General features: G+C 36.1%; 19 protein-coding genes and 3 pseudogenes. 14 read left to right on the top strand and 8 right to left on the bottom strand.

The features are described 5' to 3' along the window. Window position 1 precedes the first annotated feature (1 nt). Genes AC5EUN_RS16930 through AC5EUN_RS16920 form a run of 3 tightly spaced genes read left to right on the top strand, consistent with a single transcriptional unit; the run spans window position 2 to window position 1,798 of the window. Window positions 2–1,297 carry a Y-family DNA polymerase gene (locus AC5EUN_RS16930; protein ID WP_151732021.1) on the top strand — a complete coding sequence of 432 codons (1,296 nt, stop codon included), beginning with the start codon at window positions 2–4 and terminating at the stop codon, window positions 1,295–1,297. Between the two features lie 4 nt (window positions 1,298–1,301). Beyond that, window positions 1,302–1,520: a hypothetical protein gene (locus AC5EUN_RS16925; RefSeq protein ID WP_005324296.1), complete on the top strand. Its 219-nt coding sequence runs from the start codon at window positions 1,302–1,304 to the stop codon at window positions 1,518–1,520. 56 nt (window positions 1,521–1,576) lie between these two features. After that, window positions 1,577–1,798, top strand: a complete 222-nt coding sequence (locus tag AC5EUN_RS16920) for a DUF6500 family protein (protein WP_005324298.1) — start codon at window positions 1,577–1,579, stop codon at window positions 1,796–1,798. Window positions 1,799–1,901: 103 nt separating this feature from the next. Here the strand turns inward: AC5EUN_RS16920 and AC5EUN_RS16915 are convergent. The 8 genes and pseudogenes from AC5EUN_RS16915 to AC5EUN_RS16880 form a co-directional block, all read right to left on the bottom strand. After that, window positions 1,902–2,054 (bottom strand): annotated as a pseudogene (locus AC5EUN_RS16915) (cysteine hydrolase); the annotation flags it as partial. Window positions 2,055–2,108: 54 nt separating this feature from the next. Then, window positions 2,109–3,041 carry an IS5-like element ISAha1 family transposase gene (locus tag AC5EUN_RS16910; RefSeq protein ID WP_493352508.1) on the bottom strand — a complete coding sequence of 311 codons (933 nt, stop codon included), beginning with the start codon at window positions 3,039–3,041 and terminating at the stop codon, window positions 2,109–2,111. Between the two features lie 130 nt (window positions 3,042–3,171). Continuing rightward, window positions 3,172–3,369, bottom strand: a complete 198-nt coding sequence (locus tag AC5EUN_RS16905; RefSeq protein ID WP_005324302.1) for a hypothetical protein — start codon at window positions 3,367–3,369, stop codon at window positions 3,172–3,174. A 293-nt stretch (window positions 3,370–3,662) separates the two neighbouring features. Further along, window positions 3,663–3,788, bottom strand: a pseudogene (locus tag AC5EUN_RS16900) (hypothetical protein). A gap of 17 nt (window positions 3,789–3,805) precedes the next feature. Continuing rightward, on the bottom strand, window positions 3,806–4,078 hold the full coding sequence (locus AC5EUN_RS16895; protein ID WP_493352506.1) for a hypothetical protein: 273 nt from the start codon (window positions 4,076–4,078) through the stop codon (window positions 3,806–3,808). 153 nt (window positions 4,079–4,231) lie between these two features. Continuing rightward, a complete protein-coding gene (locus AC5EUN_RS16890; protein ID WP_005324305.1) occupies window positions 4,232–4,681 on the bottom strand; it encodes a hypothetical protein in 450 nt (149 codons plus the stop codon). A gap of 591 nt (window positions 4,682–5,272) precedes the next feature. Continuing rightward, a pseudogene (locus tag AC5EUN_RS16885) lies at window positions 5,273–6,142 on the bottom strand (IS982 family transposase). Between the two features lie 471 nt (window positions 6,143–6,613). Beyond that, entirely contained in the window at window positions 6,614–7,792 is a 1,179-nt protein-coding gene (locus tag AC5EUN_RS16880) for a replication initiation protein (protein WP_005324312.1), read from the bottom strand. 946 nt (window positions 7,793–8,738) lie between these two features. On the opposite strand from AC5EUN_RS16880, the gene AC5EUN_RS16875 reads away from it, so the two are divergent. The 11 genes from AC5EUN_RS16875 (at window position 8,739) to AC5EUN_RS16825 (ending at window position 16,545) form a co-directional block, all read left to right on the top strand. Further along, window positions 8,739–9,515: a ParA family protein gene (locus tag AC5EUN_RS16875; protein WP_005401940.1), complete on the top strand. Its 777-nt coding sequence runs from the start codon at window positions 8,739–8,741 to the stop codon at window positions 9,513–9,515. Between the two features lie 11 nt (window positions 9,516–9,526). Further along, window positions 9,527–10,438: a ParB/RepB/Spo0J family partition protein gene (locus AC5EUN_RS16870; RefSeq protein WP_493352505.1), complete on the top strand. Its 912-nt coding sequence runs from the start codon at window positions 9,527–9,529 to the stop codon at window positions 10,436–10,438. Window positions 10,439–11,642: 1,204 nt separating this feature from the next. Then, window positions 11,643–12,251: a hypothetical protein gene (locus tag AC5EUN_RS16865; RefSeq protein ID WP_493352504.1), complete on the top strand. Its 609-nt coding sequence runs from the start codon at window positions 11,643–11,645 to the stop codon at window positions 12,249–12,251. A 29-nt stretch (window positions 12,252–12,280) separates the two neighbouring features. Beyond that, a complete protein-coding gene (locus AC5EUN_RS16860) occupies window positions 12,281–13,612 on the top strand; it encodes a CAP domain-containing protein (RefSeq protein WP_493352503.1) in 1,332 nt (443 codons plus the stop codon). Beyond that, complete coding sequence (locus AC5EUN_RS16855; RefSeq protein ID WP_078390423.1) at window positions 13,602–14,399, top strand: hypothetical protein; 798 nt, start codon at window positions 13,602–13,604, stop codon at window positions 14,397–14,399. The genes AC5EUN_RS16860 and AC5EUN_RS16855 overlap by 11 nt, the downstream gene beginning before the upstream one ends. Window positions 14,400–14,414: 15 nt before the next feature. Beyond that, complete coding sequence (locus AC5EUN_RS16850; RefSeq protein ID WP_078390424.1) at window positions 14,415–14,798, top strand: hypothetical protein; 384 nt, start codon at window positions 14,415–14,417, stop codon at window positions 14,796–14,798. A gap of 95 nt (window positions 14,799–14,893) precedes the next feature. Then, on the top strand, window positions 14,894–15,139 hold the full coding sequence (locus AC5EUN_RS16845; protein ID WP_078390425.1) for a type II toxin-antitoxin system HicB family antitoxin: 246 nt from the start codon (window positions 14,894–14,896) through the stop codon (window positions 15,137–15,139). A 29-nt stretch (window positions 15,140–15,168) separates the two neighbouring features. After that, window positions 15,169–15,450, top strand: coding sequence for a hypothetical protein (locus AC5EUN_RS16840; protein ID WP_078390426.1), 282 nt, complete (start codon window positions 15,169–15,171; stop codon window positions 15,448–15,450). Window positions 15,451–15,476: 26 nt separating this feature from the next. After that, window positions 15,477–15,617 carry a hypothetical protein gene (locus tag AC5EUN_RS16835; protein WP_227518686.1) on the top strand — a complete coding sequence of 47 codons (141 nt, stop codon included), beginning with the start codon at window positions 15,477–15,479 and terminating at the stop codon, window positions 15,615–15,617. Between the two features lie 27 nt (window positions 15,618–15,644). Continuing rightward, window positions 15,645–16,052: a DUF6088 family protein gene (locus AC5EUN_RS16830; protein ID WP_227518687.1), complete on the top strand. Its 408-nt coding sequence runs from the start codon at window positions 15,645–15,647 to the stop codon at window positions 16,050–16,052. Between the two features lie 178 nt (window positions 16,053–16,230). Continuing rightward, entirely contained in the window at window positions 16,231–16,545 is a 315-nt protein-coding gene (locus AC5EUN_RS16825; RefSeq protein ID WP_224469566.1) for a type II toxin-antitoxin system prevent-host-death family antitoxin, read from the top strand. Window positions 16,546–16,679 lie beyond the last annotated feature (134 nt).

Here is a 16,679-nt window from a genome sequence, read left to right as displayed (position 1 = left end):
AATGAAAGCTGAAAATCGTATATTCGCGTTAGTTGACGTGAATAACTGCTACGTCAGTTGTGAGCGTATTTTTAATCCGTCCCTTAATAATCGTCCGGTCATTGTTCTCTCGAGTAATGATGGTTGTGCCGTGGCACGCTCCCAAGAAGCCAAAGATATTGGCATTAAAATGGGTGTGCCAGTATTCCAAATTCAAGACATCATCAAGAAGCATGATGTTCAGGTGTTCTCCAGCAACTTTGCCCTTTATGGAGCCATGTCTCGTCGTTTTATGACTTTACTGGGGATGTATGTTGCACCAGGAGAACAAGAGATTTATTCAGTTGATGAATGCTTCTTGGATCTCACCAGCTATGAGCATTTATTTGATTTAACCGACTATGCCCAAGACATTCGTAAAACTGCTTGGCAGTGGCTCACTTTACCCTGCTGTGTGGGCATTGGACGCTCAAAAACTGAAGCAAAAATTGCCAACCATCTAGCCAAGAAGAATAAGTTTTTTAATGGGGTATGCAATCTAGTCGATATGGATCCTTGCTCTACTGAGGCCATGCTTGCACAGATCGACGTTGGCGAGGTTTGGGGTGTTGGGCGTCAGAACTGTAAAAAGCTTAATGCAATGAATATCCGTACAGTTTTGGATTTAGTTCAAGCGCACCCGGCAGAAATTAAAATGCAGTTCAGCATTATCATGGAAAAGACCGTACGCGAATTGAATGGGATCTCATGCATCGATATAGAGAGCGATTCACCTGCTAAAAAGCAAATCATCAGCAGCCAATCTTATGGCCAACCCATTTACGACATTGAAAACATCAAATCTTCAGTGCGCTTATACGTGCAGAGAGCTGTCTCAAGACTTCGTGATGATATGTCCTTATGCAAGATGATTGGGGTGTTTATTCAGACAGGTCGCTTTGATAAATGTGCAAAATACACACCTTACGTGATTATGCAGCTGCCCGAGCACTCCGACGATGTTTTAGAGATTACCCGTATAGCCATGCGGGCCATTGATGAAATATTCAAACCCGGCTTTAAGTATAAAAAGGCGGGAATCATCCTGATGGAGATTGTCCCGAAAGCAAAATTCTCCCCTGACCTATTTACCGATTATTCGCTACAGATTAAGCGAGCCAAGCTCTCCGACGCCTTAAATCACATCACCCACAAGTATGGCAAGAACACGCTGTCCTTGGGTTTATGCGGGCGCAAAGATGAGCACTGGCAAATGAATCAAGAACGCAAATCCCCGAACTACTTAACCGAATGGAATGAACTCGTTAGAGTGAGATAAGACAATGCATATTTATAAACTTTCAAATGAACAATTGGCGCAGATTTTAATTCCAAAGCGTTTTGTACCGCCTACACCTGAAGAATTCAAAGACAAGAATATGGTCTATGTTTTTGACAGTGAGGATAAGTTTGAGCTGACTTATGATGAACTGGTGGAAATTATTGGTAAGGCGAGACAGGCTGGACCTAGAATGATTCCAGTGTTGGGAACGGTGAACTAAATCGATCTGGCGTTAAGCGGTTTTTAAAGATATTGAAAAATTAGGATACATCGGGAATGAGAGATGAATTAAAAGAAATTTTTATTCGTGGATGCAACGAGAAAATTGAGAAGAAAGGGGAAAATGTTGGTCTATCATTTTACGCTTTCTTCAAGAACAAAAACGATAACCCAGAACTATTGATGGAGGCTGCTCAGTGGTGGATTATGAAACACAAATTAGATCACTTCGAGAAAGCAGTTAAAGTTAGGCAACTTGTTTTAGGTGAGTCAAAGTAACAAAAAACCATGATAGAGCGCTTAACTCTATCATGATTTGATTTATGATATTGATTATTATAATAAAAGTTATAAATAAAGTACAATATTAAAATCTTAATCTTTAGCTAACATAATCTTCAGTTGATATAACTTGAGCATATGCAAATTCAAAAGCAGCCATTAATGTTGCATGGACATGACCAGCAGATACTTTGATGCCATTAAATTCTTGGTCTAGCGTTGCACAAGCATCATGAATAACTTTTACCTTGTAACGGCTTTGTTGCACAAATATTCAAAAGCTAAACTTCTTCCAAGTTATCTAAATTTAAGTGGCAACTTGGGTGTGAGGTCGGTCTAAATCTGTAAATTTATTTAATACGGCCACACGTGCATGAATCTCATTGACTTGGCTTTGAAAGTTTCTCGCACGGAGTTTATCGCCTAATAATTTGATGTAATGCATCTTGTTTACTATCAGACTTCTGCGATGATAGCCTGACCAATTTTTCCATATTGTTCTTCCTAAACGTTTAACTGTTCGAAGTAATTCATTTCGCTCTAGCGAGCTGGTCTTTGTATCTTTCCAAGGTTTCGCATTTTTTCTTGGCGGAATCACCGCATGTGCTTGTCGGTCTGCAATTACTTGACGGCATTGCTTGGTGTCATAAGCCCCATCAGTATAGACAGAGTCAATCTGCTCATCTTGTGGAATCTGATCGAGTAAATCACCAAGCACTTGTGAATCACTCACATTATTTGTAGTGAGTTGAATAGCGCGTATTTGAAGGGTTTCAGCATCTATACCAATATGAAGTTTACGCCATTGGCGACGATATTCAGGTTGGTGTTTCTTACGCTTCCATTCACCTTCGCCTAGAAACTTTAAGCCAGTAGAATCGACGAGTAGCTGGAGACCATTACTGCTTTTTTGATAGTTAATTGCAATATCAATATGCTTTTGTCTTCTGCAGATGGTGGAATAGTCTGGTGCTGTCCAATCTAATCTACAAAGATGAATGAGACTTTGCACAAAGCCAGTGACCATGCGTAAAGAAAGACGAAATAAGGATTTGATCATTAAACAGCATTGGATGGCTGTATCTGAATAAGTTTGATTTCGACCATGTTTACCTTTGGGTTGAGCGTACCATTGAGTCTTGGGATCAAACCAAATTGAGAGATTTCCTCGATTTATTAATGCACTGTTATAAGAAGACCAATTGGTTGTACGATAGATTTTAGGGGTGGGCTTATTAATTTGAGAATTATATTGTGGAATAAGCCTATAGAGATAGGTTTGTGCAACAAAGCCGTTAATATCTATAAAAAATTGATATTAATTAAAATAAATGATCTTTAAAATAAAGAGAAAAAGATTAAGTAAAAATTTATATAAATTTTCTCAACTGCCATTCACGTTTAATTAAGCCTAGAGTTTTCTTTCGATCAAGAATTTCATCTTCAGAATAGGGTAGATGTTTTAATAACTCATCTATACTTTGCAAACTATTTTCAATCAGGTAAATATCTTGTTCTGTAGTCCAGGTGGACTTTTGAACTACTTTACATTTAGGAGGTCTTTTCATGATAGGTATTTTATACGTTTCACAAGTAAGCTCAACCCACCAAAAATATTCTTTAGCAGGTTTTTATAGACTTAGTTACGCAAATTTATCTATTTGATATATTTAACTTTAAGGCAGATTTGACACACTTCAAGCTCACCATCTTTAAAATATTGGACTTCCGTCTTACTATGTAGACCAAATAAGCACTTCAATAATTTGATCACTCAACACCTCTCAATTGATATCATCTAAATTTAATAATACCAATAAATTAACACAAAATAAAAGCGCACGATTAAAAGACCTTGTCTTTATTGGTCTCTATCCTTAGAGTGTGGAGTTGTTGTTTTATCCTGATCATAAGTGTCAGTATCTCTCTACTGACAGGCAGATAAACCGAGTATAAATACTAGACTAACTGTTGCAAAAATTTTCATAAATTTCACCAAATTAATTACGACAAATTAATAGATTTGTAAACCCAATTAATAAATTTGTCTTTTTCATTAAAATGAGGGACATTCAATAAATTTATCAATGATACATCACCAAAATTTCCAGATATCTTATTTGAAGATAAAACATTAAAGTCAATTTTTTCACCAACATGTATTTCTCGAAATAAATACAATACTTTGAGGTGAAGAGACTGCTTGTTAAATCCTACTTTTTCGATCAAAAAATCATAAATCTGGCTAAGCACATGTAATTCAAATTTATTATTCATAGACCCATATTCTCATATTTACTTTAACGTTTAATATAATTTAAATTAATATTGTTTTGAAAAACTAATAAAAACAGGTTCACTCAAATAAAAACAATTAAGTGATTTTTATTATAACTCACATATATTCTTACAAAACACTCAAAATATTATTCAATCTCCTCGTTCTATGTTTTTTGTGGATTCTAAAAAGTAGTTTTTAATTTCCTGTCCATAATCCACATCGGTAGCTAGATTTCCAGCAGATATAACTGATCTGGATTTCACACTTTGTCTCATAATAGTAGATAAAGGTAATTGCTCTTCTTTATTCTCATCAATAGTTATTTGCTGAATAAAACCAGCCAACCATAATAAAAATTCACCACCATTATCGATCCGAGGGATCAAGCTCAAATCTACTGTTGACACGTCAGCAATATGATTTTCATCATCAAAAATTGAATTACATACTTCTTGATTAAATTTTAGGTGAGACGTCTTTAATTGTTTTCTAACATGTAAAATAATTAATGTAAAAAAAATCTTTCGATCACACTCACCCTCACCCTCTTTTTTAATACTCTCGATGACGTTTTCAGCCAATGTAAGATATTGTGGCATAATGTACTTCCTTACTTCATATGCTCCTAATGTAATCAATTGTATACTTACACAAAGTAAACCATAGAGGGTATGCGTTATATAGAAGAACAATCAAGTAAAGATTGTAAGTAGAAAATTACACAAAATGCTACGTAATCCTCAAAATTAGTTAAATACGTGTTAAATTCCATACTATAATTAAAATTATGAAATTATTCAAAAAAAACCTCCCTAAGGAGGTGGAGCTTTTCGTGAGAAAAGTAGCGGTTCATGTAACATTTATTATTATAATCCAACACCAATTTAGAATACTTGATTAATGATTAGTTTGAAGGACACAATCATTAAAATCTAAATTGCTATCAGTAAATTCAATATGGAGAAATAACGTATATTTTTCAGTAATTATATGTTAATTATTGTAAGAATCTTATCCTTATTAATTAAATGTAGCCCTTATGCGATAAGACTTCCAGTTATTTATTTTACTTACAATGAATTATCTAGTTACAAGCTGAATATTAATTTTATACCTGTTATTCATTTTTCATTAAACGAAAAACTGCCCAACATAGAGGTATTGGGTATATAAATTAACCCGAATCCTGTTTAAGCCAATGATTCGATTACTCGAATGGTTGGCTTATTTCGGTGGCTCAATTGATATGCGCACAATGAAGCATAAATCCCTCCTAGAAATCCACAAGCACTACGTGCTCTACTCGTCACTAAATTGTAGTGTCCTTTCAATAAGCTGAATAACGTTTCTATTTTATTGCCCTGCTTTAAGTGATATTCATCTGATACAGATAATTTAATAGACGTCATGTTCTTTCCATGATAGGTAATTAAATCAATACCTTGTTCTTTTAATCTTCTTTTTAATTATTGACTGATGTAGCCACGGCCGGCATAGAGTTTCGCCTGTAAACATTCAGCTAATTGTTCAACCATTTTAATGTCAGCAACATGCCCATTGGATAAGCCTGAGCTAACGATCTCTCCGAATTGATTCATCACGATATGTACTTTAAAGCCATAAAACCACCCCATTGAACTTTTACCTCGAGATGCGATCTTGGCTAATGATTTATGACGCTGAATATGCTGATTTTTACAGGCAGGTAGAGTCGTTGAATCAATCCATAAATATTGGCTATGTTGAGCTTTCATTACAACTACATGTAAAGCATGTAGTGCTAATTGATGCATATTAATCAGGTGAATCATGCGTTGATAACAAGGTAAGCTCTTAAATAAATGACTTTTATGCTGTTTCAGCCATGAAAAAAATGCTTTGAAATTATTGAAGTGAGAACACTTATACCAAATGGCGATAAAGAGGATTTCAGAGATACTCAATTGCACTTTTCGGATTCTTAAGCAGTGATTGTTTTGCTTGAGAAATTTCCAATAAGTTGCTTCAAATTTAAGAAAGAAATCATCAATTACACAGAATAATTCGGTACTATTGAACATCAGAACTAGAGTTGTGAGTTTTGTGTGGTAACTCAACTGATGGCTCTAGTCCTTCTGTTTTTCAAGTCCATTTCTTATCCACTATTCGGGTTAATTAGAGTTCTTAAAAATTTTTATCCATCTTTAGGTGTAGTACCCTACCTTTACAAAAAATTGGACTGTAAAAAAGATAATACGCTCATATATTGTACCTTCGAAAATGCAAATTAAAATTTAGCGATAAGTGCTTGAACTTACCTTGATTTAGTAAATTAAAAAACTTAGACCGTTCATATCTTAAAGAACTATTCATTTTATCTGTTAGTGTACTTATTCAGTTTTCAATAAAATATATATACTTCTTTATGCTCAATTATAAATATTTCATACGATAGTGCAGTGAATCTAGTATAAATGGAACCCCTTTTTTCACATTACACCAAATATTGCAATAAACCTGAACATAAAGAAGTGTAGCAACTTGCTACACTTTCAAATAACATTTTTACCAAAGATTTCATTTAAACGTTCTTTGATACTTTCAACAAATATACGATCTGTTTTAAGCTTATGTTTCATCTTTCGCTTGAAATCAGCCAAGCTCATACCAACTTCCGCAAAATCCATTTGAAATAATGAATCATTTATTACAACATTTGCTTGAGAGTCCGTTAAACAGCCTATAGCTTTGAACCATTTTTTTAATTGCATACAGTTAGCATCATCATTTGAGATATACCAGGAACGAACCGTAGTATCAAACTTAGCACCTAATTCTTTAACTTCTGCATTATCTTCGAAAGGTACATCTAAATAAATTTTAAGCTTTTCTGTCTTCTTATCTTCAATTTCACTCTTATCAAAACCTCTATGATGCAGTTTAAATTTAACACCTACAATTGGTCGTCCTTTTTTTACTGTTTCATATTCCAACTGTAGGTCAGTATTTTCATTAATTTCTGCAACAATTTTATCTAATACATATCTTCTGAAGTCTACCCAGCGATCATACTTAGTTTCATTAATATCAATAAGTGCCTTAAGATTTTCTAAGAGGAGTGGCACTTCGTATGTTTCCTGAGTATTAAATTTAAATTCGTTTTTAATAAAGTAAGTATAAAGACTCATGCTAGCAACAGAATCAAGTGCAAACAAATGCTTCAACTGATATGTTGTAAAGTTTCCTCCAGCCAGTTGGGTAAAGTATGGAAGCACCTCACTTGTGAATCGAATCTGAAGTGCATTCTTAGAATCATCCTCCCATCGAAGTTCGCGTATTATTGGAACAACGGAATGCACTTTTTTTGTTTTTTTTCGCCCATCATCAACGGGCTCCTCAATAACGAAGTGCGCTACTCTTGAGGATAATTCTTTATAAATACGGTCAATTGCGACATTTATAGAATTCCGCTTACTCAAACCTAATAGATCTGCTAAATCATCTTTATATAAATAGATATATGTTTGTTCAGTGATTTCTTTATCCGCATTATTTTTTTCCCCATAATTTGCAACAGCCATTGCATAAAGCAATGCTTTGTATTCATTTGCTGAAAGCTCAATAGGCCTTATCAAGCGATTACTTGTGCTTACAACACCGTTTTGACGAATATTGCCTATGCAATATGGGATTGAATCCAATTGTTCATTGATTTGATGTACTTCAGTCATAGAGCATATTCGCTATCAAAATAGCGGTTTTAATGTGTATGGGTAATTTTATATACAAAAGTGGAAAAATTTTCAACACTTTCACCTTAAAACTTTAAAGTGGAATAATCGTCACCATAAAGTGGAAAATATATATACCATTCCACCATAATGTCATTTTATTATACTGATAGTGACAAACATTCCACTTTTAATAGATTTAGGATTTCAAATTAGGTAAAGTTTAATCACTAGGATTGCTAGATGATTTTTTATTATTCACTTAAAGTTCGATAGTATGACAAGTTTTCCACCTTTAAATATGTTAGAAATTTAGTATTGATAATAAACTTAATTGTTTAGCTTAAATTTTAGACAAGGTTATAAGCATAGATGATAAGTTTTCCACGTTTTTCCCTAATAGCCAATAAAACTGAATCTTACAATTAAATAACACTTCTTTTTACCCACAGATAAATATTACAAAGTGACAAATATTCCACTATAAAGACTGAATTTTAAAAAATATCCACAAAATAAAATATTGAATTACTGTAAGTTAATATGAAAATTATGCAAATTAATAAAAATATGTGACAAGTATTCCACTGTGGTGACATACACCGCACTTTTAGGTGATTTTGTTTCCACTTATTAGTGACAAGTATTCCACTTATCAATGACTAATACTCCACTTATTAGTGACATGTATTCCACTTATCAATGACAAAACCTCCACCTTTACAGATATAACCAATTGAAATATAATAATAAAAAATACTCTAATTATAAATTAACTTAATTATAAATTAACTTTAATTATTAATAAGCTAGCTATGTAAAATTTTAAATTTAAAAATTGTATTGCATACATACAATCAAATTTTATAAATTCAAAAGGTATAGTAACTTAGGGCAAAGTTATTTATATTAGTTAGTTATTGAAATATAGAATGACTTGACAAGTATGTCTGCAAAAATTATTGCTGTTGCAAATCACAAAGGCGGCTGTGGTAAAACAACAACAGTTGTTCATTTAGCTTCTGAACTGGCAAACTTTGGTAAAAAAGTATTAGTTATAGATCTAGATCCTCAAGCTAATGCTAGTTTGCATATAGGATTACGTCATCCAAGTGAAGTTGGTGTTACAACTGCGGAACTATTAATAGGTGATGTTTCATTACTTACCGATGCCCTTGAAGAAGATACAAATTTTGAAAATGTATCACTTATTTATGGTTCACTTAATTTAGGTAAAACGGAAGATCAACTTAAAGAAGATGCGCCAAGACCTTCAGAAGAATTAGCAACTAAACTTGAGTTTTTAAAAGATCTTTATGATTTTATCTTAATTGATTGTCCTCCAAGTTTAAAACTTTTGACTAGTAATGCTTTGGCATCATCTACTCATGTAGTTATTCCAATTGAATCTGGATCACAGTATGGATTATACGGTGTTACCGACCTGTTAAATCATTTGGAAAAAATCAAACGCATTAATCCTGAACTTAAACTTTTAGGAGCTTTACTAATTAAACATGATGAACGCCAAAATGTTTGTAAGTTGATCCGTGATGAAGCATATAAACAAGTAGGTCATATACTGGAAACAACAATTCCACAAAGCACAAAAGTGAATCAAGCAGCTATTATGCAACAATCACTTCTAAAACTAGATAAAAGCGGGAAAGTTCGCAAAGCTTTCGAACGTTTAGCAGAAGAAATATTAAAAAAAGTTAACTGATTGGGATATTTATGGCCACTGCAAAAGAACTTTTAGCTCAAAAGCTAAAACAAAATACTCAAAAACATCAGCTAGCTCAAAAAGATAATATTAAAGAGTTGAAGGAATTCAGAAGAAATGTCCATATAGAAGACATTTCACGGAGTCCGTACCAGCCACGAAAAAAATTTGATCCGCAGGAGATTAAAGAACTATCTGAGTCTATTGATGAAGTTGGATTACTCCAGCCTATTACAGTCAGAAAGCTTGAAAATTTAAAATTTGAACTGATTGCTGGTGAACGTCGATTACGCGCTCATGAACTTTTGAAAAAATCGACAATTGAAGCGATTATCATAGATGCTAATGACGAAGAAGCATCTTTGCTAACATTAGCAGAAAATTTAAAACGCCAAGATTTAACCGATTTTGAAATTTATATCGGACTGAATGGCTTGGATGAGAGTTTAAAAAAGAATAAGCAACGTTTAGCCAAATCTTTAGGCCTAAATCGTGAAGATATGTATAAATATTTGGCATTTGAAAAATTGCCTGAGGTAGTTCTGGGGGATTTAGCTCAAGATCCGCAACTGCTTGGTCGAACTGCAGCTACAGCGTTTAAAAAATTTTTATCTGATCATGCAGACTTAAAAGAATTGGCAGAAGAAGCTTTAATTAATGCTTGGAATAAAGTTAAGCTTGGGAAGCTTGAACAAACGAAAGCCGTATCTCATGCAGAAAAAATACTTACACAGGGTAATCAAGAAACAGCATCAACATCGGTGGTAAAAAAAATTGAGTACGCTGGAAAAGTCGCTGGTAATATCAAGTTCAATGATAAGCAGTTAAAGGTTTCTCTAAATATTTCGAGTATTGACAATGCTAGTCTAGATAAACTTGAAATTTTATTGAAAGAGCTGGTAGAGAGAAATGAAAAAGTGTAGCAATTTGCTACACTTTTTCATCAATACGATAATTCGGGTTACTCTATCTAAATAAACTTGAGTGCAAGGACTGGTTCATTCTGTAAGTTTATTAAGAAGGGATATATGAGTATGCACTTGATTGACTCGATTCCAAATGTTCTTTGTTTTAACTTTATCACAAATGATTTAATTCTATGACACTTAGCTTTAATCCTCTTGAGATGGTGATAGAGTGAATATTTTATAAATAGATCTTCCCAAGAATTTTTTATGAATTTCATGTGATTCATTTCTTTTGATTTTGAAAGCTTTTAATTTCACATTATTATGATTAAAGAGTGTTGTTTCAAATCCCCTATAACTTGGAGATGATATTTAGATTGGTACTTTTTAGTTATAATTTGCATTTATTAAGACACCTTAAACATTGAGTACTAGTGCTTTATATTCATTAGTAGGCGAAGGCTATCACCATTTTCTAGGTGAGAATTCGAAGATTAGTATGTTTTCTCCATCATCAAGTTATAGTGTGTCGAGTGTGGTACAATTAATCTATAAGAATGGATCATGATTTCGGTAATATTTATAACTACCCAAGAAGAAATGAAAAAAATATATGAATATCAAAAGCATTTAATGGATTGTATTAATTTTGGGTTTATCGCTGAAGTCAGCAACTCAACTAAATTCATTTAACCGAATAATGTGAATTTTATCGTATTTCGAAATTGACTAAAGCGCTGGATAAATCTAATATGAGCTCGCTGGCCTACATTGCCAGTGGGTTTTAGCAGACCCTGTAAACAAAGAAGGAATATAAAGTTTGACTTTATATTCTGCTGTACCCACTCGTCCCCCTTTTCTCTATGGTAGGGCGGAAGGGGGACGTCTTTGTACGTGCTGGTTTCTTTGTTTACCAGTCTGCTAACCCTCTTTCGTTCTGCCACCATTATTTAGCAGTAACTGGCAGAATTTCTTGTTCTAAACAAAGGAATTTCTTATGTCATTTCTATTTATTCTTCCCTGTACCTCCGCACTCGTTCAACCTTGTTGTGTCATTAAACAAGGCATACAGCACTGATTTTAATTTTTAAGCGGTATTAAAAAAACATTTTTACACGAACAATCTCTAAGGTGGATGGCTCAATCACGCCTATAAAAAAATACTTATTTTTATATCCCCTTGTGATTGTCAATTGCATTGAACATGCGGGGAACAATGATGTCTGAATTCACTCAACCAAAAATCATTCCAATCGAAAATCGCCCACCAAAATCCAAAGTTTTTATAAAGTGCATCGTGGTGCCGATCGTCATTTTTTTAATTATGGCTAAAGTCTTTTCCTTTGGATGGTTTGGCTCTCTATTCTTTGGCATCTGGCTGTTGTGGTTTGTGATCACTTATTACTTCTATGAATATGGCAATACTTACTTTGCAGGCATGACGGAGCAACTGACCCGTCAAGGTGAACAGTTTAATTATCACAATCGTGGGGTCTGGATTAACAGTCAGCATAAAACCATTATTCTGTTTGATGAACCTGAACAGCGTTTAGTGAAATACCCATTTGACTATATTACTTCGGTTGGCCACTTCAACTTAGTTGAAGATAAAGTCTCTTATTCCAGCACAATCACCAGCAATCCGATGACGGGAACGCATATCCACCATCACGAACATCACAGCCCAGTCAAAAGAGAATATCAAGTCAATATTGGAACACGCGACCCATTCAAACCGCATTACTGCCTTAAAGTGTTGTTTCCTTGGCGTAGCCCAAAAATGGCCAGTGAAATCCGCCAATTACTATCGGCTGATCATTACCAATAAAAACTAAGAATAAGAGGGGGAATAAACGTATGAAACATTCAAAAATGGGGATACCATCGATTAGAACCAGCACCTTGATGCTGGCCATCAGTATGGCGATGGTCGGATGTGGTGGTGGTTCAAGTTCTGGTGGAGTAGAAGACTCAAATAATGGCAGCACTTCACCTCAACCCGTGACGTGTGCTGAAACAGAATATCTACAAGAAGGAATCTGTAAAAACAAGACAGCACAACGCTTTGAACCCTTAGAGATCCATCGCTTTCTCAAAGGTCAGGCCTATCAGTTAAATCTGAAGACTGATCAAGATCTGACCTTCAGTTTTAGCAGTCAGAGTCCGAATATTTGTGACTTCGAACAAGGGGAGCTCAAAGCCCTTGATGTGGGCAAATGTACTTTAAAACTGACACAGGCAGGAACCTCACAGCTTCTGCCTGTGAATAGCACGATGGTAGTGGATGTCATTGAGGCGCATGCAGAGGAGCATAAAGATTTGAATGCTTGTCATGCAGGGAGACCCAGTGAGGCGGAGCGGCAGCTGTTTATCAATACCCTGAATGAGATCCGTGCCTTACACAATCTGCCGAAAGTTCGCTATGACCAAGCCTATGAAGACCAAATGATGCAAGCCTCTATGTTACTGGCGGTGAATGAAAAGACCTCACACTATCCGGACCGTACGTGGCGCTGTTTTAGTGACATTGGCTATCAAGGGGCTTCAACATCGAACTTGAACTTTGTTCAAGCCTATCAACCTTTAGCCAGCTACGGTGCTGATACCCATCTGATCAATTGGTTGATTGAAAAAAACTCGAGCAGCATTGGACATCGACGTCATATCTTGAGTCCATTCCTGAGCAAAACTGCCTATGGCGAAGTCTCCAATACTGAGGCTAAAAGCGTACCGACCATCTTAGGCGCTGCCATGAAAGTGGTCTATCCCTATGCATCGCAAACCTTAAGCACCACGATGCCGAAAGGGGTGATTGCCTATCCGTATCATGTTTATCCGAAGAAATTCTTTTCAAAAAATGAACCTTTATCCCTGTCGATATTAGTCAATCCACAAAATACCTATGCCAACAATACGGTGGATTTTTCTCAGGCGAAACTAACCGTGACGAGACGGGATAATCAGCAAAGCCAAACGATCAGCAACATCCAGTATGACAATATCAGCTATGGTTTAGTCGCCAATAATCTGCAATTCCATTTTAGCGCAATGGAATACAACGTGATCTATGACGTTAATGTGCAGAATGTATTGGTGGATGGAAAAGCTGAGGACTATACCTACTGGTTTAAAGTTGATGATCAGTCTAGTGAACAACACTTATCAGGAGAATCATCCAATGAGATTTAAGCTGAGGCCATTTTTACTTGCCAGTGCTTCACTACTGGTATTACAGACAGCGGTGGCTCAACCCGTTTCTAACGCCAATGCATTGACTTTGCAGCCAGTGACTTTAGCGCAGGGCTTAAACTGTTTGGATTGGGCCAAGCAAGAACAGTCGTTTAGCAATCAACTGGCTACGGGAGATTGGACGCATACCGCAGCCTCTAAGCTAACAACGCTGCAACAACAATTTAAGCAGCAATACACCCAGCAAAAATCATCCGTTGTGGATGATCCAGACGATGAAAACTACTGTGAGGATTGTCCTGAAATCGAGGTCTATTTGCCCAACGATCAACGCAATCCGATTCAACGGATTGAGGCTTTGATGCAGGTCAGTGTGGCTGGGGCAAGTACCTCGATTTATCGCAATGATGACATGGCCCAAACCAAGCGAAAGTTAGAGAAAGGTTTAAAAATTCAGCTCAGTCACTATAGCGGGCAGCAATTTAAACGCTTTAAACAGCAGTGGGATCAAGCCTCAGCACATGACAATGAGAAACGTACTAAGACCCAACAGGTCTTTCAACAGTATCCGCATTTAAAAGTGTTTAACGGGGAGGTCTTTCAAAACGGAAAGCGTTACAGCCCTAAACAGATTTACATCTATACCCAGCACTATAAACGGGATGCTTCTGATCTGAGCAGCATGATTGCCTATATCAGTCTGTATGACCATCCCGTGAATCCATCACAGCACATATTACAGTGTGGCTTTATTGACAATATGTCTTACACCGCTTCAACTGAATAAATAACGAGTAGCATCATGAAAAAAATATTTTTAGCGGGCTTATGTCTCAGCCTTTCAAGCTTGGCCTGTGCGGGCGCCAAAGAAAGCCTGATCGGAAAACGTCTGGTGATGGACATCCCGGATGTCCAATGTGCGGGCTTGTCCTTCTCCAAAAATGGCAAAGATGCGGCGATGTATGCAGAACTGGGGCAATGTCAGGATCCCCTACATCTTAGAGTCAGATGGTTAGATGACAAGACCTTTATCTTAATTGAAAAAGTACGTCTCAATGAGACCTCTCCACCCCGTAGCTTTTTATACAAAGTCAAAAGCATCAATCAGGATTATGTCCAGCTGACTGAGATCTGGACAGGGTGGGGAGACTCAAAAGACGATACGCTGGGTTATTATTTTAGATAACAAGATCGGAATAGTGATCAAGACAGGCCCTTGCTGAGGTAGGGGCTTTAAAACAAGAAATGAATAGTTCGATCAGTATTTAAAGGAATTCAATCATGGTGTGTAGTCCAGTGTTTTATCCAGCAAAATTCGAACAAGAAGGGCAAGCTTATAACGTCTCTTTTCGAGATATTCCTGAGGCAATGACTTGTGGTGACAATTTCGAGGATGCGCTACAGATGGCCAAAGATGCGCTGTTTACCAGTGTGGACTTCTATCGTGAAGAGGGTCGGATTTTACCTCCACCCAGTGAATGCCAAGAGGGTGAGATCCTGATTGCTTTGGATCTGGCACTGAAATAATCACAGGGAACAAAAAAGAGGATGCAAATATGGAAAGCAAAGAACACGAAGATCTAGAACAACACAAAGACCTAGAACAACCCGCAGATATTTTATGTGACGTTTGCATGGAATCCACGCAACTGAACCATGGGATACTGTCTGCCAATTGGGGCAGTGGGTCGAAGCATGATGGAGAACAGTATGAACTGTATTTATGTGAGGCATGTTTCTTCGCTACTGTCGCAACGTTAAAAAGAGAACATCGGGTGAAGCAGATGTTTAATGAGGATTTTAACGAAGCTGCATTAGAACGATTTGGTCTGAAATAAGTATATCAAGATGATGAATTGTGCCTATGGATGACAATATTAAAAGACTTTTAGTAGAAGCTGAATTGAAAAACTTAGCAGCAGGCTCCGTGTTTTCCGTTCAAGATTTCAGAGTTTCTCTTTCCAAAAAGCAGTTTTTAAGCTTTTTATCGCATTATCTGGATTAGGGGGAGGTTAGTTTAGTTGTACCCAATATTTACTATAAAGTTAAATTCTCCAATCTTTTTAATCCGCCGAGAGCCTTACCCCCTGATCTCTCCAAAGTGTTAGCCGGGATCACTCGATTAACCGGTGAGACGTTTCAATATGATGGAGGCTATTGTGCCAATCGTTTAGGGTTAAGTACTCAAGTGCCTCTATATCATGTCTTACATACAAATGGCCGTTCAAGACGATTCAAACTGGCGGGTGTAGATGTGGTACTGAATCACACGGATGATCAACGACTGCTTCAATACCCTTTGCAAAAGGTCGGTATGGCGATCTCAGCTCTGTATTATTTAGGACCAAATGTTGTGGATGATAAGATCATCAAAGCGATCAAAGATCAGTTATCACCTGAGGAGTATGCAAAGTTACTTTCAGCCGATTTGCCGAAATAGCCTATTTCTGTGTAAGCCTACGAACTATTCCTATTTGCACCCTACCTATCATTCCTGTTCCAAGTAGGCGATCAAGAATTAAATTACATAGTTAATATTGATATTGCATGCTTGAAAGATGGTCAAATTATAGGGCAAATATGATGCAATTCTTACCATATAGTATGAGGTCTTAGATATGAAGGGATTAACTTTTATTGATGGTGCGACTGTTTCTACGACGGATGTTCGCAAATCTTGGAGTAAAATTTTTCAAGTTGTCAAAGATAGCCATAAACCTGTTTTTGTTTGTACGAACAATACGCCCGAAGCTGTTGTTCTAAGCTTTGAAGAATTTAAAAACATGCAGGAAATCGTTGAAGCTGCTCGACGTGAACAGCTAGGACAACAGATGGTTTGTGATCTGTTGGATATTGCTCAGTTAACTGGTCGGCCGATCAAACATATGCTTTTAAACAAAAAAGATGTGTTTGAAGAAGCAGAAGGGCAATAAGCATAGCTATTGGTGATATTTATGGGATTTTCGTAAGATTCCATTCAGATGCCCTTGAAGGGAAAGGGCGTTATACAGTTGGAATAACGATAAACACCACTTTTTTGGAAGAATTTTTAATTAATAAGAAAAAT

This window comes from Acinetobacter sp. CAU_H_S170_2, assembly GCF_058890445.1.
This window is presented reverse-complemented; position numbering and strand designations above follow the sequence as displayed.